The organism is Acinetobacter sp. WC-743 (genome assembly GCF_000335555.1).
Lineage (GTDB): Bacteria > Pseudomonadota > Gammaproteobacteria > Pseudomonadales > Moraxellaceae > Acinetobacter > Acinetobacter bereziniae.
The window spans coordinates 81,680-105,571 of sequence record NZ_AMFQ01000139.1; the positions used below are offsets into that span (position 1 = coordinate 81,680).

Genomic DNA, 23,892 nt, shown 5'->3' on the forward strand with positions numbered 1-23,892 from the left:
GAAAAGAAGGAATTATGCCTCTTCAATATTTACCAGCCTGGATTCAGCTTGGTGCTTTTATGCTTGCAGTCAATGCAGGCATAATTAATGTATTGGGCTTAATCACGGTTCTACACCAATCGATCTCTCATATGACGGGTAATGCCAGTTTATTTGCTCAAGCACTGGTACATCAACAATATAGTCATGTTGTGTATCTGCTGCTGATTATCATCAGTTATGTGCTGGGTTCAAGCTATAGTGGCTATATTTTAGGTAATAGTCATTTTCAACTTGGTCGTAGATACGGCATACCGCTGAGTCTAGTCAGTATTTTTATTTTTTTGTGTTGGGTATTTATTCCCTATCATCCGCAATACGCCTTACTTTGGGCAAGTGCCGCCATGGGTATACAAAATGCCATGGTGAGCCATTACAAAGGTACAATTATTCGTACCACGCATCTTTCAGGTGTATTAACAGATTTAGGATTAGCATTAGGCTATTTTTTCAGAGGGCTTGTGGTTGAAAAACGCCGCATAACTTTGCATTTATTGATTCTTTTTGGATTTATTCTGGGTGGAATCATTGCCAGTATTGTCCATCCTTATTTACAATTGAATGCATTCCTTATCCCTGCTGGATTAAGTTTAGTATTAAGCTTAGTGTATTGGTTTATTTATTTTCGGCATGGCTCGAAACACAGTTAATCGTTGGTTATTATTATGGTTAAAAACGCATTACAAGCGCAATTACTCAAAGCTGGCTTAGTTGATAATAAAAAAGCAAAGAAGCTTTCTAAGCAAGCACAACATGAACAGCGTACTGGTCAAAGTAATGAGGCTGAACTCAAAGCAAAAATTGAACAAGACAAACAAGAAAAAATCTCTAAAGACCAGGCACTGAATCAAGAAAAACAAAGAATTTTAGATGAAAAAGCATTGAAAGCATCAATCATCCAAATGATCAAGCAACATAAAATCAAAGATACAGATGGTGATGTTACCTATCAGTTTATTGATGGTTCAATTAAGAAAATTTATCTTAATCAACAAGTCTACAATGCTCTGGTTGCAGGTAGCTTAGTGATTGCACATGATCATGATGCTTATGCCATATTACCTAAAGCTTTAGCAGATCGTATCAATGAGAAAATGACTGGCTTTATTATTGTCAATAATTCTGAAAAGAATGAACAGGTCACAGATGAAGAAGATCCTTATGCAGCTTACGTCATTCCAGATGATTTAATGTGGTAATTTTGGGTCAGATCTGAACCAGTACAGATTAAAAATATCTGTCTTTACTTACAAAATGGATTGTGTTCTAAAATGCATTTCTTAGGCACAATCACCAATCGATATAAACACACCAGTGCAATATAAAGATATTTTGCCTGAAATCGCGATCATAAGTTACAACGCACTTTTTGAGTTAGACAGAAAAATAAGAATTCAACTTTGATTTACTTTTGCAAAATCAAATAAATATATAAGTGCGCAATACTATTTAGCGCTGTTGAATATACTTCTTGCTTAAACTGCTGCACAACTTTTGCAATATCATAATGTCCGTAGCTGACTTGCCAAATCCAGCTAAATTGCTCCACACAATACTGAGCCTTATAACCACGAATAAAATCAACCATTATTTGTGTGGGCAGTCTAACTCTTCCTGCGCGACAAAAGTAGCAGCTTTAGGAAGAGTTTCATTAACGCGTTGTAGCGCTTTGTTTTCAATTTATTATGCCAAGCACGCAAAGTTTCAGAGGTACAACCGATTTTAGATGTAATTGCTGTAATTACAGTCCAAGTAGAAATATAGTCTTTTTTAGAGTCAGACACTAAGCTTACTGCCCGTTATTTGATTTTTGGGGTGTATTTTAATTTTGTCATTATAATACTCTCTTAATAAAGTTTGTCTCCAACAATCTCGGTACCGTTCAGCTTTGGTATTAACCTTGCCATTACTGGAAAGTAAAGCGTAAAATATTTAAAGTTTTTTGATAGGAATGTTGAGATTGAAGCCGAAATGAATTTAAAAAGTGATCAAATCGAATTAACTCAAGAAGAAGTTCATAAACTTGCAGATACTTTTAAGTTATTAGGCGATGCATCCCGACTCAAAATACTTTTGTTTTGTATGCGTGGACCGAGTTCTGTTGGAGAGATTTCTACAGCTCTTGATCTTTCACAATCATTGGTCAGTCATAACCTTAGACTTTTACGTTCAGCACGTTTAGTAAAGGGCAACCGACAGGCAAAACAAGTTATTTATCAAATAGCAGATACTCATGTGAGTCATGTAATTTCTGATATGGCTATACATATTGTTGAAGAGGCATGTGAAGACTTTTAATACAATTACGACAGCTAATTAAAAGCACAACCAATATATCCAATAGGGCAAATATGACGTATATAGATGCCAATATTAACTAAATTGGATGTGCTTATAACATTTTACAAGCATCATAAGATTTTTAAAATGTTATGAGTTTGAACAACAAGCATCTTTTTCAAATGCACTCAGGCGACAAAAGCATGATGCTTCAATTGGAATATCTGCTGAAGCAACAGCAATATCACGTTGTAAGGAAATTTCTTCAGCTTCCTTATCTCTCCCTAACTTAGTTAAGCATTCATATAATCCATGCAAACTCCATACATTATTCGGACGGATGCGACGCCTACCTAACTTTTTATCCAAGCCTAATTCGATCCGATACTCTGTAGCAGCCACTTCATAATTGCCTTGTTCCATATTAAGTGCACAATATGCATGACGTACAGGTTGTAACCAAGCAGGAGGATCACTGTATGGAAGAGCATCTTCCAACTCAATACCTTCTCTTAATATCATAAATGCTTTTTCAATATTTCCTTTACGATATTCAAGCTCACCATGAATCATTTTTGTGGCAATATTAAGTGCATATATTTCTTTAACAGGAATTGAATTATATCGTTCTTCAGGCACAGCTGCTGCTGCTGCTTCGAATTCAATATGCGCTTGTTCAGCTTCAGGAATCCGTCTGAGTGCAGAGAACGCAATCCCACGAGCATAACTGATCATTGCTACAGTCGAACTATACAACTCTTTATCTTCAGGAAGTTCGAGTTCTAAAATTTCTTCCCATAGACCGAAACGGATCATTACATGGGGTAAAGTTGTACAATAACTCTCACATAAATTAGCCATAGGCGGTGAAGAAATACTAAGTACTTCAGGTGTGAGGATTTTGTTAATGCGATGAGCCATATCTAAAGCTTCTCGAGATTTACCTGCCATCATCGCACCATATGCTCCAACTATTAAATTGTGTGCCCTATAGGCGACGTACCAAGCATCTGGATTCATTTCTTTCGCAAAATATTTGTCATCTGCTCTAGCCGCATCTAAATTCGAGTAAACAACTCGTCGCCAATCTCCACAAGCGTTATCTATATGAGTAGACATATGCGCTAAATGTGAACCATCGGGAGATAAGCTACGAAGATTATCAGCAGCCGTCAAAGCAACCTCTGGGTAAGGTGACATTTCCATTAGGTGAATATATAAGTGGTTTAATACGGGGTGACGATTACTACCAGAGCGTGATAATGCATCTTCAAGAACTTTTCGCGCTTCCAATGTACCTGAACCAATAGCTTCCCCAGTATCTATGTCCCAAAGTTGACGTGGACTAAGACACATTAGTGAGTCAGCGAATAGTGCAGCAGCATCGAGATCATCCGAATATTTTTGATAAAATGGTCTCAGTGATTCAGCATAAGCTAGATTGAGCTTTTTAAAGTCATCTTCGTTAGTCGTCATAATTTTAGGAAATCGAGATGCTAAAGCATTAATCAGATCTTTTTCAAAAGAAGTCGCATTTTTAACAGCGTTTTCTTTTGCCTTTTCCATAACTCTTTGAATAAATGGAATCTTAATTTCAAGATCTGCTTTATCAAATAATCGCCATGCTTTGTTGTAATTTGGACCTGACGCAAATGCAATTCCCCAGTATGCCATAGCGCAGTCGGGATCATATTCTGTAGCTTTTTTAAAACAATTGACAGCTTCTCCAAGGTTGAAACAATAGGTCCATTGTAAACCACGGTCAAACCATATTTGGGCATCAGGTGATGTTGTTGTAATTTTACGGTGATAATCACCGAGATCATAATAAGTATCAGTCATTCTTGACTCCTTAATTCAAAATCCTTTAACAAAAGAATTTAATGGTTATGACCAGTATAAGGATTAGTTTTTATAGCTTTCTCAAGACTACAAATACGATCTCCTAACCAGTCAATGGCAACAGTTAAATCCATAAATATGATTATCTATACATATGAATATATATTCATATGTATAGGATGTCAAATCAATATAATTTCATATCAATCCACTGAAAAACTCATACAGTAAAATAGAATTTGTCTTGACCAATAAAATTAATGTAATGAATGTATTGTTAAATGATTTAAAGCTTTTATTGCCACGCTTTATATCAAAAGTTTAAATAGATCTGCGTAGGTAATGCTTCACTCTTGCGCTGCAAACAAAGCAATGCTTTGTTTTTTCTCAGATGAAAGATGACAAAAATCTTTCGTTGAGCGAGTGGGTATATCCTACTCCCCACTCAACATAACGACATCCATGTCGCCTTACGATATAAAGACCATCTATAATTTAAAAATGCAAAAATAAATAAATCTGTAAAAACTTCTAATAATTTGTATAAAAGCATAAAGTCTATTGGATATGAATGATTGAAATTGAATCACTTGTATGAATAATCAGGCGGTTTAGGTATAGATATAAGGCATAGCTTTTGCTTTTAAGTCACTTTAGTCAGAAGATATCTTGATCATTTTTTACTATGGGCTTGACTCAAAATACTCACAGATAATAGCCCAAAATCACAAAACTGAGTAAACAGACTGTCTCTGCGATTTCTATACTCGCACCAATCGTATCTCCTGTAATGCCATCAATTCTTTGAATAAATTTATGTCGGAGATAAATGAGCGTTAAAATAAAAATGATTGCTGTCGCTAATCCAACCCAAACAAAGTATCCGACAGCCAATAGACTGATACTAAAAATGATGATCGACCATGTTTTAGGGATGTATTGTGCAATGGTAGAACCTAAACCTCTTTCACGAACATATTCTGTGGTCAGAAATAAAAAAAGTGGCGTTAAACGTCCAAAAACTGGAAATAACACCAAAGCAGTGTAGAGTTGTTCTTGAAGTAAAACATACAATGCAGACCATTTAATGATACAAACAATGATCAGACTTAATACGCCGATTGGTCCACAGGCAGGGTCTTTCATTATTCTAAGGGTATTTTCTTTATCGCCAAAACCACCTACCCATGCATCGGCAGTATCTGCCAAACCATCCAGATGAAGTCCACCTGTTAACCAAATCCAGATCACCAGAATAAAAGTGCTTAATAAAACAACAGGTAAAACATGCAATAGGCTGGCTACTGCATAAAGCACTAAGCCAATTAATAAACCAACCACTGGATAGAATAATAATGAACAGCCATTCTGCTGCGGTGAAGGCATTTTTCTTAAATGAACAGGAACAATCGTTAGAAACTGCAATGCAATAAAAAATGGAGTCATCTACCATCCTCCAAAAGTTCCAGTTGCATGGTTTCACTGTCTAAAATAAAGCGATTTAATTGCCCTAAATCAGCAGTCATTTTTAAAATATCATCTAAGGATTGTTGCAGCGCGATACATTTTAATAACTTAATCACACCGCCATGTGTGACCACTAAAGCAGTTTGACTGTTTGATGCCAGCATATGTTGTTGAATCGAATACAATGCCTGATTGATTCGAGATTGAAAATCTAAATATTTTTCAGCATTGGGTGGGGTAAAACGAGTTGGGTACTGCCAAAAATTTGCCAAAAGCTCAGGAGAATCTATATAAATCTGTTGAACAGAAATACCCTCCCAGTCCCCAAAATGTATTTCTTGAAGCCGTTGATCCTGCATCAACGGAATCTGAACTTGCTCAGACAGTGATTTAGCAAAGTGTACACAACGTTTCAAAGGAGAGCTGAACACATAATCCCACTGTGTTTGAACTGAGTTTTGATCTAAGAATATGCTCTGGTGCATTTGCTGCCAGCCCAATTCTGTTAAATCGTCATCAGTTGAGCCGCGCAAAGTATGACTTAGCGTGGTTTCGCCGTGACGTAATAGATCAACCCTCAGTTTCATTTATCTGCTCTTGTTTTGAATATTTTAAACTTTTTCACCAATCACAGCAGCTTCAGCAAATGTTGCCATATTGTTATGTAAGCTACATGCGAGTTTAATGACCCCTAGTGAAGCTCCTGCTCCACTTCCTTCCCCCAAACGCAAATTCAGTTTTAATAATGGATCAGCATTGAGTTCTTGTAATATACGCAAGTGACCATATTCAGCAGATTGGTGCCCAAACAACATCCACTGACGAACTGCAGGATTCAACTGAACTGCTACCAAAGCTGCAACAGAACTGATAAATCCATCCACAATCACAGCTAAACCGACTTGAGCACAACGAATATATGCACCCGTCATTGCTGCAATTTCTAAGCCACCGACTGCACAAAGCGCCTTAAATACATCACTTTTAACATAATTTTTATGCATTTCAACAGCATTTTTAATTATATTTTTCTTATGTATCAATTGCTCTTCTCGAATCCCTGTACCTACACCTGTTAATTGCTCTGCTGGTTCATTTAATAAAAAGCTTGCAACGGCTGAAGCAGCACAGGTATTTCCTATTCCCATTTCTCCAGCAATATAAATCGAAGCATGATTGGCAAAGGCTTTTTCAACACTTTTACGTCCTAAATCCATAGCTTGAGCACATTGTTCTTCAGTCATCGCCACTTGTTTTGCAAAGTTTGCTGTTCCTGGCGCAATACAGTGACGTTCAACACCTTGATATTCGTAAGCGTCTCCGACCGTACCACAATCAATCACTTGCAATGTCGCTGCATATTCTTTGGCAATCACACTGATACATGCGCCGCCAGTTGCAAAATTTTGCAGCATTTGTCGTGTTACCGCTTGCGGATAGGCTGACACATTTTCTGCCATTACCCCATGATCACCTGCAAATATTGTAATCCAAGGATGTTCAAGCTGTGGTTTAGGATTATTTTGTAGACTTGACAATTGCACAGCGACATTTTCTAGAGCAGCAAGTGAACCCGTCGGCTTGGTCAATTGCGATTGACGTTCTTCAGCCTGTTGTTTCATCTCTGCACTTGGAACTTTGCATGCTTCTAACCACCAACTCATTGTTTTTCTCCATATCAATCATTTTTAAACATATAAATATCAATTCGATCTATGATTTCGACCACTAGAAATCATAGAGCTTCGTTTTTTAAAACCATTGGAAAACCAGCAACACAAAATACAACTTTATCAGCAATTTGCCCCAACTGCTGATGCAAGCGCCCAGACTCATCAACGAATTTACGGGTGATTTCTCCCATAGGAACAACACCAAGTCCAGTTTCATTACTCACCAAGATCACTTGAGACTCTAATTTAGGCAGGATTTGCAGTAGTTTTTGACATTCCTGAATCTGTAGATTTTTATCATCATGTATTAACAAATTACTCATCCACAAAGTTAAACAATCGACTAGAATCAAATGCCCTTTTTGATCATTTTTTTCCAATATATCCGCAAGATAATGTGTTTCTTCAATCAATTCCCATTCACTTGGGCGTTGCGACTGATGGTGAGCTATGCGTACCTGCATTTCCTGATCCCAAGCTTGGGCAGTCGCAATATAGATCACTTTTAAATCTGAATCTTTTGCAATCTGTTCTGCAAGTTTACTTTTTCCAGAACGTGCGCCCCCCAAAATTAGTTGCAGCATGGATTCTGCTCCAAAGATACTTTTTTAGCATTTGAGTTGAGTGAATAATATTCTAAATCAAATAATTTGCCTTGTAGATCGTTTGCTTTATAAAAACCAAAATGCAGTTGATCTATCGTGATTTCAAACTGTTGTTGCTGTGTCATTTCAATTTCTTCTAAAATTTGTTGTGATGGAAACTCTGCCTTATAAAGTCCTAAGGTAATATGTGGGTAATAACAGGTTGGAGCAATTTCTTGTGTTGATTTAGCCAATGTAGTTCTAATCTTGCTTAGGCTATTTTGATCATCATGAATATCAACAAAAAGAGCACTGCTAAAACTGTTTATCTTACCCGTCTTGAGTTTAAAAGGTTGAAGATTACTTTTCTTTAAATCTTGCAATTGCTGTTTTAATTGTTTGAATTGGAAATCATCATCGAATTGTGGAGATAAATCTGTTAAAAACCCACAAATATATATCGTGATATGAAATTGTCGTGTGTTGGGATGAAATAAAAAATTTGAAAACTTTTGTCTCAATTGATTTAGATAAGCACCTAAGGCTGGATGCTTAATTGCAATGTACCATAAAGCGTAGTTTTCCCTCCCTTTGTGCCACTCAGGATAATCATATACTTGTGTTGCTACAGTGGTACTTTGGGAATGTAAAAACATGTTAAAATTCACATTCGTTTGAATGACTCTATTAAAGCATGGAATCCACTGATTTAATTGCTAAATTGCATGAGTGTTGTTCAATCAAAAGAGAATTTTATTCAATTTAATTGTTCAAGCTTACTTTTAAAATCTTTCATTGACTCAAAATAACCATCTGCCATGTCCAACATGTACTGATTTGGCGCTTTAATATCTCGAATCAAAATAGCTACACCACTTGCATCATGTGCTGAACGAAGCCCATTTTCTGAATCTTCAATCATAAAGCAGTTTTTTGGTGCTAAATTGAATTTTTCACACGCAGTTTTAAAAATTTCTGGATGAGGTTTTCCTTGTAATACCTCATCACCACACACTAAAAATTTAAAATAATGCTCAATATTGGCGATTTGAAGGTATTTCTCCGCAATCTCCCGCGCACTTGATGTAGCGACTGCCATGGGAATCTGATGTGAATAGAAATACTTCAATGTTTCGAGTACACCCTCTTTTAATGGCACGCCATTTGACTCAATCATTGCCAATTCAATTTGAGCTGCACGTTTGCGAATCTGATGATAAGGAATATTTGCGTCATAAAATTGCTGTGCTAAAAGTTCAGAGCTTGACTCATTAAGTCCTAAGCATTGCATTAAATAATCCAGTGAGAATTCAAGCTGCATAATGTCTAAAGAGGCTTGTTGTAAAGCTTTAAATCTAAGCCGTTCTGTATCCAGTAAAGTGCCATCCATGTCAAAGATCGCAGCTTGAATAATATGTTGATGAAACTTCACACTTGACCTATAGAAAATAAATAAAAGGGAGACGTATATCTCCCACACATTAAAATAGCAAACTATTGAATATTATAGCATTGCTTAAGCTTTAAATAATCATAATAATAACTCTTGGTTTTATAACGCGCATAATCACATTCTTGTTTAAAACTGATCTCTTTTTCGTTATACAACATTTTCAACAAAGTTTGACCTTGTGAATTTTGATAAATATCCCACTGTACATTTGCCGCCATTGGGGAGATATCTTCACCACGCCATGTGCTGTTGTTGTAACTAAAAGTCTGTGAAAAAGGCACAGATTGCATCATGCCTTTCAGTTCCAAACTGGTGGCTAAAGGAATAATGATTTCAGCGTGGGCAAAACGAAGTACAGCAATATTCTTTTGACGCTTATTGATCACATCATCTACTTGTTTAAATAAATCTTGCTTGAGCGACTGCACAATTTCAGTTGTGATGGCTTTGCCCGCATCAAAACTCGGTCCTTTACTATAGAAATCATTGGCATCGTTATATTGTGCATAAAACTTGGCAGCATCAATTGGCATATATTTGCTAAAATCTGTAGCGCCTAGTTCATCTTGCATTCCCCCTGTAATAGAATATAACTCATATAAATACGCCGCCGCATCTACTGCACTTGTAATGGTATTTTTACCTTTGCCTTTTTCAGTAATTTGTTCACCTTGAGGACTGGTGACAGTAAACGATCCTGTATTACTAAAGGTATAGCCAGCTTGCCCCAGTTTTTGAATAAACGTTGCTTTAAAAATAGGTGTTAACACCGCTGTTGCGATTTTTTGTGCATTATTGTCTGCGCTTAATTCTTTAAGCTTTTGTTTTAAACTTAAATCATTTTCTTCATAATCTTGGTATTTCAGGCTTGCATCATAGACTTGCTTTTCTAAATCCGTTTTGATGTTGGCAAGATCATCCTGTGCATTCAAACTGTGAAAATATAAGTTAAAGCGACTTACACCACCATCTGCGATACTCGGTACAGATCCACTGTTTAAACTTTGATAACTCGCAGGTGTAATCGAACTCTTTAAATTCGGTTGCTGTTTTAACAATTCATTGCTAAAGAATTTTGCACTGTCTACGGCGCGATCTACGCCCGAACTTACGATTTGAATGGTTTTGCCCTGCTGACTGGCTTGATTAAATAAGTCAGGTAAACGCTGCAACAGTCGATCTGCAATTCCACGATGTTCTTTAATCCCTATCGATGATTCATTGCCATAACCATATTGGCGGATGCCTTCTACACCATAACCCAATAGAATATTGGCTTTCATCATTGCTTCTAGATCAGCACCAAGTTTTTCGCCCAATGGCGTTAAAGCATTTTCTTGTTTGGCTTTTAGCCACATGTTGTAAAGTGCTAGATCATATTTAATACTCGATAAACCACGTGAGCCATGTCGTGCAACAAGTTCAGTAAAAACTGCCTGATAGCCAGCAGGTTGAGCTTCATAAGTGCTTAATTTCTGTTGCGGTAAATAAGGTTGTTTGGTCTGCAAATATAAAGATGTAGTTGTCTGTGGTGGCGTTGTAGTTGAGTTCCTATTATCCGTATCATCATTACAGGCACTAAGAAATAAACCAGAGCTCAAACATATAAATAAAGAATGTTTAAATTTTAAATTTTTCATCAGCAAAGTGTCATATTGGACTAAATGCCGAAGAAACTAGTCCAATAATATGACACTGATATGACTTTATCGATATTATTTTTCTCTATTCCATTTAAAAACAATGAAATAAACATAAAATACAGCAAAAATACCAATCAATAAATAATATGGAAAAATTATGTTGAATTGATACAGCGCTGTACTCAACAAAGGTGCAACCACTAAGCTGAGCGCTTGCACCATTGTACATAGTGCTGCTATTTTCATTTGATCATGGATAGAGACCGACTGTGATGCACCTGTGGTAAATGCAGGCATTAAACTCGCCACGGCGATCCCATAAAAAACATAAGCGAGCTGAAAGATGATAATCTGTTCGGTATATATCGACATCAACAACCCTATCAGCATTGCCGATAATCCAGCCACCAATAAGGTTTGCAATGACCATTTTAACCATTTTGAAATTGCCACTTGCATAGCAACCAATGCAATACCAACAATTAATGAACATTGCGAAAAATACAATGCACTTTGTTCAATACTGAACTTAAATTTATCTTGGATATAAAAGCCAGCCGTTAAATTCAGGGTAACAATGGCGATGTACAAACTGAATCCTAAGATTAGCCAGATAAAAGCTTTGTTTAACGTATGTTTATTTTGATTCTTTGCTTGATACTGCTCATCAATATCTAGTGGTTGATTGGCTAAATCTGTAGGGTTTTGATGCAAATTTTCTTGAAATTCGACCGAATTTTGATTATTTTTTTGGTAAAAGCTTACGATTAATATACTCAAGGTTGCGAGAATCACCACAGCCAACCACATGGGAATTAAGATCCCATAAACGATCAATAATGTCGTTAGAAATGGTCCTAAAATTAATCCTAAACTGTTGAATGCACCAAACTTTGCCATCATTTGACTACGTTGTTTTTCTTCTTCATAGCGTGTCATCACATAACTTTGTAAAGCAATCTGCGGCATTGCCATAAAAATACCTGTACTGCTGCGACTTAATAACAGTAAAGCAAATAACAGCCCTGCTGGTACACTATAATGCAATCCATAACTGAGTACACCTGAGAACAGTCCCCATGTGATGGTCATACCAATAAAACCTAAACTGAGTAAATAATATTGATTTTGTAATTTAGTTTTTTTTGAGATCCACATTGCCGTTAAACTCATCAACAAAGCACTTGCAGAAACCAATAAACCTGCTTGAAGTTCTGACATTTTAAGCTGCCGAATCAAGGGGGCAAGCAAAGGCAAAATCATGGAAAAACTCATTCCATTTGCTAGACTTGCAGCTAATAAAATCGTATTGTTTTTATTCATTTAGACCTTATTCAAATATCACAGTGAGCAGATAATCAAATACATTATGCAATTGAGACGCATTTCCATATTGATCAAATTAAAAAGCCCCTTTTACGTGATTGATTGGCAAAAGAGGCTAAAGATTTAATTAATATTTCACGCTATAGCTTAGACTATAGGTACGACCTTGTGCAGGTAAGCTTGAGATTGCACCATAAACAGTTGAAACAGCTTGGCTATATACTGATTTATAATCTGTATTCCAGACATTATATACACCAAATCCAAGTGTCCCAGGTCCAACTTTGGCATTAGTAATCACATCCATCGTTGTAAATCCTTTAATCTCAGCGGGTGGACGAGTTGAGCCACTGTCGATCGCATCTTGACGCGCTTTGTCTGTCCCACCTATGGCTAAGGCTTGTACTCGCACACCAATGCCATCATCAAACTGCCAATCTGAATAAACCGTTCCTTTTAACGGTGCTATCCGTATAGCATCCAATTCTTGCCATTTACCTTGAGTATTCTTATATTGCCCAGTGGTATATGCTGCTGTTCCACCGATAGTCCAATTCGATGAAATTGGATAAGAGAGATTGGCTTCTGCACCATACACACGTTCATCCGTGTCAATAACCTCTATAGCATAATTCGGTGGTCCAAATTTCAGACTCTTGTCTGAATCATTATAAAACGCAGTAATACCTGCATTTAAACCTTTGGCACCTTGAATTCTCCAACCCAATTCATAGTTATTAACTTTAATTGGATCAATCGTCTGACTACTTACTACAAAGTTTGCAGGTACATCACGCAGCATACGTTGTATGTCTGGTAAATTTGAACCTTGTGAGAAATTGGCAAAAACTTGTTGTGCATCGGTCAGATGATAGACAGCCCCAATATTAAATAAAGTTGCATCATGTTTAACCGTTCCACCATTTAAGGTCTTTGCTTGATAAGTTGGCACTATATCAGCGACGACTGCTTCTGTGTAAGGTGTTGACGAATCAACATCACTTTCAACGCGCTCATATCTTATGCCCGCTTGTAAATCAATACGGTCGGTAATATCCAATTGGCTTTGCGCAAAAAAACCGAGCTTACTGGTTTCTACATCTGGACCAAATTGATAGCGCTTAAGCGGTTTAAAGGATAAACCATTACTTCCCATAAATGTGGGTAAATCATAACGTTGCATATCCTGACGGTCTTGCTCATTTTCATAATCTACCCCATAGGTCAGACCTAACTTACGACCTTGTAAATTAAAATCTTTTTGTAAAGCAAGTCGAGCACCCCAAACATCAATATCTGTATCAGATTGATAGACTAAATACTCGCTACCTTTTGGCAATGCAGTATGAGCAATCGGATTCACTGCTGGATACCAACGGGCTTGTTCATTACGATAATAGGCTTCAGCATTTAAAATCTGCGTAAAGAAGTCATCATTTTGGTATTGGGTATTAAAACTATAGCGTTTGGTTCTTGGCTGATCATCGAGCTGTAATCCTTTAACGGCTTTTTGGCTCGGTTGTGCACCAAATAAGACCGCAAGTCCTGGACCATAGTCTGGTCCATAATCACTGTCTTGTTCATCGTTGTAATATTGACCACCAAAACTGAGACTTTGACCATCGGCAATTTTCCAAGTCAAACGTCCATTCACATCTATGGTTTCAGTATCTTGACGATCCGTCTGCGCAACTTCAGGTCCGACTCGATCGCCATGACTGTCTTGGATTTCACCACGTTTAGCATAGCCAATACCGAGTGTTCCTTTTAGAGCGTCTTGATTGAATGAAATGCTTTGTGATGCTTCATAAGCCATTGCATCACTTTTAAAATTGTTGCCAGACGTGACACCGACTTTAGTTTCAAAACTTAAAGGTTCTTCGCCACCATTTTTTGTGATGATATTGATGATTCCACCTGTTGCGCCAGAGCCATAAATACTACTTGCGCCAGAAACGACCTCAATTCGCTCAATCATAGATGGGCTAATGCTATTGAGTTGTCGTGAACCATCGCGATAACCTGTTTGAGGTACACCATCAATCATGTATTGGACCACACGCCCACGCATCGTCATACCATAGTTTGATGTTGTACCCGTATTCGGCGTTAAAGACGGTACCAACAAGCCTAAAATATCTGCAGTGCTTTTACCCGCATTGGCTTGCTTTTCGATTTCAGCATGATTAATGCTATACACTGTTCCAGCGATTTCGGAAATACTTTTTGCAGAGCGTGTAGCAGTTACAACGATGGGTGCCAAGCTTTTCACTTCTGATACGGTATTGTCATTATTATTCGCAGGCTCTTGCGCATAAAGTTGAGTACATACAGCTAAACTTAAACAGGTCAGTTGTATATGTATTGATTTTTTTCTCATGAGTTATCCTTCCATAATCTTTGACTTTGGATTTATTTGCGATTTTGAAATAATGAGATGCGATAAAATTACACTCACTACAGATGCTACGGCCAGTACAATATAAAAATTGCCATAACCTAATGATTTGGCCAGAAAACCTGAGCCTGCCCCACCAATGAAATAGACCAACAATTCAAAACACACCAGAATTGTAAAATCAGTTCCTGCTTGTTCTTTTGAGCTATTTTGCATGAAGTATGCATAAAGCGAAGTCATTGCAATATAACGAATTGCAAGAAACGCAATGACAAAAATTCCCAATAATAAATGCCACTGGTTTAACCAACCGAGCAAAATAGCAAGTCCCAATAATCCGTAGATTAAGGTTCGTAGCCAGCCCGCCCAAACCAGCAACTGTGTTGCCTTTATTTTTTTCAGTAAGAGTGCTGCTGAAACCGCAGCTAACAACCCCACACCTGCACCCACTACAGACATCAATACCCCAATCTGTGACAGTGACCAGTGTTGATCAATGAGCATTGGGTTAAGCATTGCCATTGCAGGTGCTTCGACAAAACGATAGCAGAGAATTAACAATAAAGCCCAACGAATTTCTGGTCGTTTAAATGCACGAATCAGACTTGGAGGATTTTGCGCAATATGTTCTTTGGGCTTTTCTTTGATTTGAAACACAGCCAGCATGGTTAAAGCTGTCATCACCGCTAAACACGTTAATGCTGTTTGCCAACCATGATATTGATAGAGCCATAATGTCGCCGCACCACCAATCATACTCCCGATGGCAACACCAATACTCTGCGCCATACTGCCAAAGCGATAATCTTGTTCAGAGAAAGCTTCAACAGTATAGCCGTCTATGGCAATATCTTGCGTTGCCGCAAATGTTGAAATCCATAGTCCAATCACGACAAACACAGCCAAACCATATGAAAACTGGGTAAATGCCAGTGCCAATACGCCCAGCACCAAAGCAATTTGCGTAAACATCAACCAGGTTTTTCGTTTTCCTAATTTTTTAACATATATTCGATCAATCAACGGCGCCCAAAAAAACTTAAACGCCCATGGAATATATAACAGTGACAACATTCCAATCCAGCGTAAATCAACCCCTTGATGCCTTAAAATTGCAGGCAGTGCCACATTGTAAAAATACAAAGGCAAAGCATGTGCTAAATACAGAACGATCACAACACTCAAGCTTAATATTGAAATCTGCTGTGTCATTGATGTATTTTTTGAATTATCTATGTTCTGCATATCCACCTCTGCACCGCCCACTGCAGTGCATCACAACGATCCAACGTGACGTAATAAGGAACACGCCAAGCCACATGTAAAGCTGGTGAGTTCAAGCGTTGTTGATCTGCATCATCAAGCGCAATCCGCACCAATCCCACACAATATTTAAAAAATTTGACTTTATTTTTTTTATACCAAGCGGCTTGAACTTGGCGATATTCCTCTGGGAAAGTCGTACCATCTAGACTTTGCATCACCAGTGCAAAATTTTGTTGATGATGCAAAAAGTTTTCAACTTCTGCGAGCCACTGCTCAAATTCAGCAATTGATACATCTTTTGAAAACGTCATATCCATAATTTGAATATGTGTAGACTGGTAACTCATATGGAGGGTTCAACTCGCTCTGTTTGGTTGGGAAATTTCTTTTGCGCAAGATATTGCTGGGACTGCGTAAGAAAATCACCAAATTTTTGATAAAAGGTCTCTCTAAAACAATAATACAGCATGGCATCTTTTTCAGGCATTGGAATTATACCCTGAGCTTCATAGCACATGTCTTCTACCACTGCTGCATAAGGTTTGACTTTAGAGTCAGGTTCACCCACGATTTTCAGAGATGCTGCATTTTCAAAAATATAAAAGCTTAATAAACGCATGACCGCTCTTAAATAACCTTTACCAAATGCTGATTTTTCACCAAAAAGTAGATGCCAACCTAAATCTAATTCATGTCCCGAATAATATAGCCCCAATCTATCACGTTTTCCTTCATATATTTCGGTATAACCCACATCTTGCCCGTCTACACCGACAATTAACAAACGATGGTGGTCGTCAGCCAATTGTTTTTCAAAATATACTTTGAGTTCGACTTCAGACTTATTCAATTGCCACTGCGGAATTACATGCGGTTCATGCATCCACTTATGTAACAGTGCCATATCATCAGGATATTTCACTTGGCGCAGATAAAATTGTGTACCATTCTCATAGTATTCATAAAAATCAGGTAATTGGCGTGATAGTGTTTTCATTAATGTCACCTTGATAAAATTCATTAATTCAATATTTAAGATTCATTTTCAATGCTATACAGACAGACTTGCTGAATGCTTTTGTGTTAAATGCTGTTGTTGCGATTGTTGATCTGCCCACTGCTGTAATGTGGTTGGACTGACAGGATTGGCAATTAAATCTAAAAAGACAGGAACAGGACGCTCAGCTTCATCGTTATAACTGGTGGTAAATAAACGCACCCGATTTAAGCAGATCTTGTCATATTGGCTTCTAAACATTGCAAATTTTTCAATACGTGCTGAAAGCTCAGGGTGTTGTTGATGAAATTCAGCAATCACATCCGAAATTGTTTGCCAAAAATCCACTTCGTTATGTGTTGGAAAATCTTGTAGGAATACATTACTGATATAACGGTAATGCACCATGAACAAACCTGTAAAAATAAAGTGACTGAGCTCCAAAGCCGAATGGCGAAGTAAAATTTTTCCTTCTTCTGGAAGTTCTGAAAGCTCAGGGAAGTCTTCATCTACCAGATTAATATCATCAATAAAGTCTTTCAGTACCATGGCTTTGGGTACACCATTTTCGTGAATTAGCATGGTATTTTCACCATGTGGAGAAAATGCAAGACCATATTTATACAAGCAGATCAGTAAGGGTTTTAAACTGACTGTTGCGAATTGTTTTAACCATGCCAAAGGTGTTAGACCTGATGCTTGAACAAGCACATCTAGAACAGATCTACCTTGAATATCACGATGTAATAACGCAGCTTGGGAGAGTACTTGCTGATGATCTGCGACATAAGGATCGATACTTTCACGCCACAAACAGCCAAATAACTCCTTGAATTGATAAGGCGCACCTTCGATTTGGTCATAACAAGGCTGATGAATGGTTAGCGTCGCAACTTCACCTAGAAAAACCACGCCAGATTTTTGTAAATCTGCATCTTGTTTGAGTAAATTTTTTAGCCAAGCCGTCACAGCTGGCGCAGCTAAATTTCGTTTTGATGGTAATCCTCGATAAACTGCTGTATTAAAAATACTTACTGGTAGTTTAATGTAATGACGTTGTGTGTTTGATGTATTGCATAATGTACGAATAGATTGCATTGGTACATAATCATCTTGACCAATATCAAGCTCTACAATTCGCTGATGGACAATTTCGTTGCTGTAAGTCGGTACAATCCATTGGTGCCATTGCCAAGCATGTACAGGGATTAAATAATAATCCTCTGCATTCAAAGCATGGTTTTGCATTGTTTCACGAAATTTATTCAGTTCCTCAGCATTAAATTCATGCAGATAAAGGTCACCTGCTTGCCATTCAGGTGTTGAACGAAATTCAGCCAAATCACGATGTACAGCTAGCCAGAGTAATTTGACTTTAGGTGAGATTTCGGGTGCAGCACTGAGGTAGTCGTCATAACCAAATCCCATACGCCCCTTGCTCATAATAAGCCATGGATGTCCACGTAACATCCCTTCAATCTTATGGTGTGATTCTGTGAGTACCGCTGTACTATTTAAGCGATTTTCATCAAAGACATGCGCTTCTGCCAACCACGTATTATTCATTTCTTTGATCAAATAAGCTTTGGTAAAGGGCTTTACTTCGGATTGATTAGAAAATGCTGCAATAAATTGATGCAGATTCCAAGCCGCTTGGGTGGAATCTGCATTCAAATCACGTACTGAGCCTTCTTCAATCAACCAATGTCCTAACAAATATTGTTTGGCATTAAACTGATAACGGCGGTCATCCAGCGTCAACTGAAATAAATCACCGCCTAAGTTTTCAGCCTGAATAATTTCCTCATATAAAAATTCAGCAATTGCCATTTCGATTAGGCGTTGTCCTGCACTCCGCCACTGCTTTTGATTAATTTGTAACTGTGCAAAACTCATATGCTTTTCTCAATATTTGAATATCTTTGTGGGTTTTGTTTATGCTGAGAACTTTGTGGCAAAGTTGCTGATGTCATTTTCAGATTTTTTGCCGAATGCTCAATCTCATTAGACGGTCTATATGACTGTACTGCTGGATTTTTCTGAATCGCTTGTACTTGTGGATTTTGCAAAGGATCAAAATGCTGGAAACATTGCGACTGTTCAGGTAGGTCATATAAGGCATAACCCAATAACTGATTAGCAATCGTTGCCGCACGATACGCACCCAAACCCAAATCAGGTGTGCCTACACCATGACTGTGCATTTCCATATTTTGTACATAGATTTCGCCAATACCTGTATATGCAGTACGATAATCAACTGTAATATCCCAATGTCCCTGTGCATTGGTTTGAATATATGGTTTAACATGCTTGAGAAATTCAAACTCTGGACTTATATAGCCTGTCGCGCAGACAATATAATCACTGTCAATACTGAACTGATTTAAGCTGACACGATCCTGAAAAATCAGTTTGATTTTCCCTTTATCTGTCAGCGCAGCATCAATTAAATTCGATTGACTATGCAAATGTGTCGCAAGTTGTTGATTGGCAATATTTCGATGGTACAACTTTTTATAAATTTCTCGAATGGTCTGAGCACTAATACCTTTATAAAGATAGGCTTGCTTCGCTAACTGCACATCCTTACTTAAATCATCAAATTTATAAAAATGCTGAATATAATCTGGACTAAAGTGTTCCAATCCTAAAGGCGTATATTCCATCGGGAAAAAGCCATTGGCACGTGTCAACCAGTTTAAGTTAAACTGTGGTTTAGACACTTGATCAAATTGATACTGTCGATCAAATAAATCTAAAAAGATTTCAGCTGCTGACTGACCCGAGCCTAAAACTACCACATTGCCTTGCAAATCTTGCGTTGAATGTTTCAGATAGTCTGCTGAATGCTTGCAACGTTCAGGATACGCTTGCATAAACTTACGCACACATTGTGGTACATAAGGAACATTCCCAGCACCCAATACAAGATTTCGACAATTGTAGCGTTGCTGAATACCATCTTGGTGCACAGACACTTCAAAACCATAGCTTTTCGGGATGATATCCGTCACTGTAGACAGATACTGAATACATTCAAGCTGATCAGCAACCCATTGACAATAATGGTTATATTCCTTACGCGGAATATGTGGCTGCTCAAGAAAATAAAACTTATATAACCTTTGCTGATCTTTTAAATAATTGAGAAAACTAAACGGACTGGTTGGATCTACCATAGAGACCAAATCTGCCATAAATGGAACTTGTAATAAGGTATTGGGCAACTGCATACCTGCATGCCAATCAAACTGTTCCTTTTTTTCAAAAAAGAGATATTGCAAATCAGATTTTTTGTGTAACAGACTGGCTAAACTTAAATTAAATGGACCTAAACCAACAGCAATAAAATCAAGCATAGATCGCATCCTTCTGTTTAAGACACAAAGGATTCGGCAATTGAACATAAACTGATTGCTGTTCAACAGGTGCAATCAACTCATCTAATTCATATAAACGCGTCAGCAAGTTACCTTTATACGGCAACGTAGGCTGATATAACAAAGCATGTAATAAAGTGCTTTCAGGATACTGTTGCAGCAAATCAGATAACTTATCCTGCAATACATGTATGAGTCTTTGCTCTGAAATACTGCCAGTCGCGCCAATTGCATTAATAATGCCGAAAATAGTATTGCCAAAGAAATAGTAGCTAAATCTTTCATCTACAAAAGACTTAGGGCCAACAGCATGTGCTTTTTCATCAAGTTCAGGAAACTCTTTTAATATTTCAGTCGCATATTCTTCGATATAGTAAAAACCTTGATTATCCCTTAACCATAAATTTTTAGGATAGGCATTTTCTAACTCAACCAAGACATTCTGTTGATGGGATTCAAATGCCATGCCGTAACGATGATAGAGATACATCATCGGCACTAAACTGATTTCCAAGAATTGCTTAAACCAATTCAATGCGATCTGTTCAATATTGTGCTGTGGTTCAGCTTGGGCAATGTCTTCAAATAAATGATCAAAACGATTTAAATCTTTTTCAGGATGATCCTGGCACAAGGATGCAATACATGTAACCTGCTGCTTTTTATCAAAAGGTTGATCTCTAAAAATACAAATGGTTTCATTGACAATGTTGCCATCAAGCCTTAGAGCAGTCCAAGCGGGATCATTTACGGCTTTGAGTGTAGGACAATGTTGAACAATTGACTGCCCCATCTGCCCATGCCATAAACGATGCGTCATTTCACCACGATGACATTCTTTGGCTAAATTAATTCGAATTGAGTTGGTGATCATCACCGATAATGAAGGCTTAACCATCCACGGCGCAGCATAACTTGCTAAGGTTCTTACTGAAGTGGTTGCTGAAAATTGCCAAGCTTTTTCGCCAAAATCGATTATCTTATGTTTAGCTTTTAATTCTTTATACCAGTCTTTACTTTGTAAATATCGTGCTTGCCAAGGGTGCAAAGGCAATAACTTATAATTTGAATAGGTATTTAGCAAAGTGATTTCAGCTTCATTTAAATACCAATGTATCTCTTGCCTAAGTTGTGAAGTGATATCCTCTGCACACGAAGCATTACTCTCAGCGACATATTCTGGTGCAACCAACCAGTAATACAACTGAGTTTTACCTTGATGTTCAGGAGAAAATTTCAACCAGTCTTCATGGATAAATCCCAACCTACTTTTTGGCGCAGGATGCATACTATGTCCAAGAATTAATGCTTGTTCTGATTGAATGAAGTCCTGTTTTGCCTGAATTAAACGATCAAAATCAGGCTGTCGATGTGTTAAAAACTGAAGCAATGCATCTCGACTTTGAATCCACTTTTCGACCAGTGATGCACAATCCAGTGTTTGTGAAGCATTTTGTACCAACTCTTCTAACAGCAAGCTGACCATCGCAATAGCGCTAAACTGTTGTATTTGTCCTTTAGTAAAGACTTGTGGAAGTCTGGAAATTCTGTGTCTGCCAACAAAACTACTATATGACAAAGGAACAAATAATTGAGACTGAATTGATTCCAAAGGAATTATTAACAACGTCAAGCCTTGGCTAAACGTGAGTTGAGTAGAATTTTGTTGATATTTTTCAAGTAAAATTCCACTGCCTGTTTCTTGTGAGTATGCATTGATTAGGTGCTGCATCGCCAATCGGCTGGCAAGCTCTTTCATCTGACCATATCCTCTGTACAAGACTTTTTACTGCACTAAAAAGTTCTAAATTTAATTTATGTTTTTTCTTGGATCATGCTGTCATGCTCAGCACAAATCGATCTTAATGTTAATAATTCTCATTTAAGAATGCAATTTTGTATTTTTCATGTATTAGGATAGTTAATTTGATGATTTTATGAATTTTTATCATACATCGTATTTTTTTCGATCATTAATATCTTAAAATTTTCAATTGTAATAAATGATAATATTCTCATTTAGGATTGAGAGATTTCATGAAAATTTTCATCAAATTGCATTATTTGTATAATTTCTTGTTCAATATCACAAATTAATTTAAAAAGTAGAAAGAAGAAATGAATCGAAATGGAAAATGTGTATTTGGTTTAAAATTATAAGTCATCTTGGCTTTTTTTGCGGCACTCACTATTTCTTCAGTTTTAAAATCAGCTAGATTGGCATTCAAGATTTGGGCATCAATAACATCACCTTTCTCATTGACCCAAAATTCAAGCTCCACAAAATAATTTGTTTGTTTCGCTGTTTGGTGAACATATTCAGCATCCTCAGGACTAAATTGAGGGCTGACAGGTACAATCCATTCGGGCTGAATTCTCGGAGTAAAGAATTCATCTTTATCTACGACCATACCATTTTTCCCCATAATGAGTCGATTGATGAAGTTATATGCATAAGCAGACTGTAAGGACAAAATTACCGTAAAAAAAACCAAAACTGTTATTTTATTTTTCATAAGATTGACCTTGTATTTTAATTTGGAAATCATACAGTCAATGACTGATATTATCAGAACTATCTTTCACGGAAATGATGAGATAAAAATATGGACCATTTAGAAAAAGATATGATTGATTAAAATTTAAAGAAAACCTGATTTCACAAAATCCTATAACTTCATCTATCGTTTTGTTTAATCTTAGCGATATGATTTACAAGCTGCATCCAGAATAAATAATACGGCAGGATTGTTGGTTAGCTAAAGAACAAAACATTAGTGCAGCTTCTTTCGCCTTATCCTCTGAAACATTATATTTAATTTCAGATTTTTGACCGCCATTGATTGGATCAGCCACAGCAACACAGCCATTTTTATAAGTATGGGATACCTCACACTTCTGTACAGCATGTTGCTGACATGCTTTTAATGCATCAGCTTGTGATGCATCTTTCGATGTATGGTTTTTTGAGAAACCAACTGATCGTCCCTTTAATTCTCTGCCTTTTTCTTCTGCAATCGCTCCCCATAAGTTTTCAGCCATAGGATACAATGTTGGATTTTGATTATAATTTCCACTACCTCCGTTAGGAATCGGCGCGCAACCTTGAACACCTTGCCCACCGATTGGATAATATCCTGATGGACAATTGCCTTCTGCATAAACATTGGTAATTGCTAAAAAATAATAAAACCAGCAAAAATAGGAAATTTAAAAATCTGATGATTGGTTATGATCACTTTATCTATTCCTTTATGAAAAATAATCTCTAGTAAAAAATTATTCATCTTTAATTTTATCAATTTGTCATTGATTCATCATAAATCAAAAAAATATTAGCAGCACATCAAACTACAAGAATCATGTAATTTTTTATATTTATTCATGTTAGTTCTAGGGGCTGTGGACATTTCATAAATGGCTTGCGTTGTAGGTTAAAATTGAGCAGGCATGAGGAGTATACTCCGCAAGGAAATGAAGAGAATAGCGAGACTATTTTTAAATTTCATAACGTAGCCTGAGATAATTTTAGCCACAACCC

22 protein-coding genes are annotated in these 23,892 nt (G+C 37.2%); 3 read left to right on the forward strand and 19 right to left on the reverse strand.

What is annotated here, in order from left to right:
- Window positions 1–14 precede the first annotated feature (14 nt).
- Window positions 15–689 carry a YoaK family protein gene (locus tag ACINWC743_RS21175; protein WP_005031699.1) on the forward strand — a complete coding sequence of 225 codons (675 nt, stop codon included), beginning with the start codon at window positions 15–17 and terminating at the stop codon, window positions 687–689.
- A gap of 15 nt (window positions 690–704) precedes the next feature.
- Window positions 705–1,238: a DUF2058 domain-containing protein gene (locus ACINWC743_RS21180; RefSeq protein ID WP_009586922.1), complete on the forward strand. Its 534-nt coding sequence runs from the start codon at window positions 705–707 to the stop codon at window positions 1,236–1,238.
- Window positions 1,239–1,444: 206 nt separating this feature from the next.
- Here ACINWC743_RS21180 and ACINWC743_RS21185 read toward each other — a convergent pair whose 3' ends face one another.
- Window positions 1,445–1,627 carry a hypothetical protein gene (locus tag ACINWC743_RS21185; RefSeq protein ID WP_035301542.1) on the reverse strand — a complete coding sequence of 61 codons (183 nt, stop codon included), beginning with the start codon at window positions 1,625–1,627 and terminating at the stop codon, window positions 1,445–1,447.
- Between the two features lie 383 nt (window positions 1,628–2,010).
- Here ACINWC743_RS21185 and ACINWC743_RS21190 point away from each other — a divergent pair, with 383 nt between their 5' ends.
- A complete protein-coding gene (locus ACINWC743_RS21190) occupies window positions 2,011–2,337 on the forward strand; it encodes an ArsR/SmtB family transcription factor (protein WP_009586893.1) in 327 nt (108 codons plus the stop codon).
- Window positions 2,338–2,469: 132 nt separating this feature from the next.
- Here the strand turns inward: ACINWC743_RS21190 and ACINWC743_RS21195 are convergent, their stop codons facing one another.
- The 18 genes from ACINWC743_RS21195 to ACINWC743_RS25355 form a co-directional block, all read right to left on the reverse strand.
- Window positions 2,470–4,161, reverse strand: a complete 1,692-nt coding sequence (locus tag ACINWC743_RS21195; RefSeq protein WP_009586881.1) for a tetratricopeptide repeat protein — start codon at window positions 4,159–4,161, stop codon at window positions 2,470–2,472.
- Window positions 4,162–4,866: 705 nt separating this feature from the next.
- Entirely contained in the window at window positions 4,867–5,607 is a 741-nt protein-coding gene (locus ACINWC743_RS21200) for an adenosylcobinamide-GDP ribazoletransferase (protein WP_009586897.1), read from the reverse strand.
- Window positions 5,604–6,215 (reverse strand): histidine phosphatase family protein, encoded by a 612-nt coding sequence (locus ACINWC743_RS21205; RefSeq protein ID WP_009586920.1) that lies wholly within the window; start codon window positions 6,213–6,215, stop codon window positions 5,604–5,606. The genes ACINWC743_RS21200 and ACINWC743_RS21205 overlap by 4 nt, the downstream gene beginning before the upstream one ends.
- 24 nt (window positions 6,216–6,239) lie before the next feature.
- Window positions 6,240–7,292: a nicotinate-nucleotide--dimethylbenzimidazole phosphoribosyltransferase gene (gene cobT / locus ACINWC743_RS21210; protein WP_009586939.1), complete on the reverse strand. Its 1,053-nt coding sequence runs from the start codon at window positions 7,290–7,292 to the stop codon at window positions 6,240–6,242.
- Window positions 7,293–7,363: 71 nt separating this feature from the next.
- Complete coding sequence (gene cobU, locus ACINWC743_RS21215; protein ID WP_009586870.1) at window positions 7,364–7,885, reverse strand: bifunctional adenosylcobinamide kinase/adenosylcobinamide-phosphate guanylyltransferase; 522 nt, start codon at window positions 7,883–7,885, stop codon at window positions 7,364–7,366.
- Window positions 7,873–8,541, reverse strand: a complete 669-nt coding sequence (locus tag ACINWC743_RS21220) for a 2'-5' RNA ligase family protein (RefSeq protein WP_009586937.1) — start codon at window positions 8,539–8,541, stop codon at window positions 7,873–7,875. The genes cobU and ACINWC743_RS21220 overlap by 13 nt, the downstream gene beginning before the upstream one ends.
- 101 nt (window positions 8,542–8,642) lie before the next feature.
- Window positions 8,643–9,317: an HAD family hydrolase gene (locus ACINWC743_RS21225; RefSeq protein WP_009586921.1), complete on the reverse strand. Its 675-nt coding sequence runs from the start codon at window positions 9,315–9,317 to the stop codon at window positions 8,643–8,645.
- Window positions 9,318–9,379: 62 nt separating this feature from the next.
- The gene (locus tag ACINWC743_RS21230; protein ID WP_009586888.1) at window positions 9,380–10,978 is read right to left on the reverse strand and encodes a histidine-type phosphatase; all 1,599 of its coding nucleotides are present in this window, start codon (window positions 10,976–10,978) and stop codon (window positions 9,380–9,382) included.
- A gap of 75 nt (window positions 10,979–11,053) precedes the next feature.
- Window positions 11,054–12,304: an MFS transporter gene (locus tag ACINWC743_RS21235; protein WP_009586878.1), complete on the reverse strand. Its 1,251-nt coding sequence runs from the start codon at window positions 12,302–12,304 to the stop codon at window positions 11,054–11,056.
- 130 nt (window positions 12,305–12,434) lie between these two features.
- The gene (locus tag ACINWC743_RS21240; RefSeq protein ID WP_009586886.1) at window positions 12,435–14,687 is read right to left on the reverse strand and encodes a TonB-dependent receptor; all 2,253 of its coding nucleotides are present in this window, start codon (window positions 14,685–14,687) and stop codon (window positions 12,435–12,437) included.
- 3 nt (window positions 14,688–14,690) lie between these two features.
- The gene (locus ACINWC743_RS21245; RefSeq protein WP_009586880.1) at window positions 14,691–15,950 is read right to left on the reverse strand and encodes an MFS transporter; all 1,260 of its coding nucleotides are present in this window, start codon (window positions 15,948–15,950) and stop codon (window positions 14,691–14,693) included.
- Window positions 15,938–16,318: a hypothetical protein gene (locus ACINWC743_RS21250; protein WP_004830621.1), complete on the reverse strand. Its 381-nt coding sequence runs from the start codon at window positions 16,316–16,318 to the stop codon at window positions 15,938–15,940. The genes ACINWC743_RS21245 and ACINWC743_RS21250 overlap by 13 nt, the downstream gene beginning before the upstream one ends.
- Window positions 16,315–16,968 carry a GNAT family N-acetyltransferase gene (locus ACINWC743_RS21255; protein WP_009586873.1) on the reverse strand — a complete coding sequence of 218 codons (654 nt, stop codon included), beginning with the start codon at window positions 16,966–16,968 and terminating at the stop codon, window positions 16,315–16,317. Before ACINWC743_RS21255 ends, ACINWC743_RS21250 begins: the two co-directional genes overlap by 4 nt.
- A gap of 54 nt (window positions 16,969–17,022) precedes the next feature.
- Complete coding sequence (locus ACINWC743_RS21260) at window positions 17,023–18,864, reverse strand: IucA/IucC family protein (protein WP_009586941.1); 1,842 nt, start codon at window positions 18,862–18,864, stop codon at window positions 17,023–17,025.
- Window positions 18,861–20,330 (reverse strand): lysine N(6)-hydroxylase/L-ornithine N(5)-oxygenase family protein, encoded by a 1,470-nt coding sequence (locus ACINWC743_RS21265; RefSeq protein WP_009586869.1) that lies wholly within the window; start codon window positions 20,328–20,330, stop codon window positions 18,861–18,863. Before ACINWC743_RS21265 ends, ACINWC743_RS21260 begins: the two co-directional genes overlap by 4 nt.
- Window positions 20,323–22,110, reverse strand: a complete 1,788-nt coding sequence (locus ACINWC743_RS21270; protein ID WP_009586879.1) for an IucA/IucC family protein — start codon at window positions 22,108–22,110, stop codon at window positions 20,323–20,325. The genes ACINWC743_RS21265 and ACINWC743_RS21270 overlap by 8 nt, the downstream gene beginning before the upstream one ends.
- A 334-nt stretch (window positions 22,111–22,444) precedes the next feature.
- Complete coding sequence (locus tag ACINWC743_RS21275; protein WP_009586868.1) at window positions 22,445–22,867, reverse strand: energy transducer TonB family protein; 423 nt, start codon at window positions 22,865–22,867, stop codon at window positions 22,445–22,447.
- A gap of 196 nt (window positions 22,868–23,063) precedes the next feature.
- Window positions 23,064–23,393, reverse strand: coding sequence for a DUF4189 domain-containing protein (locus tag ACINWC743_RS25355; RefSeq protein ID WP_009586887.1), 330 nt, complete (start codon window positions 23,391–23,393; stop codon window positions 23,064–23,066).
- Window positions 23,394–23,892 lie beyond the last annotated feature (499 nt).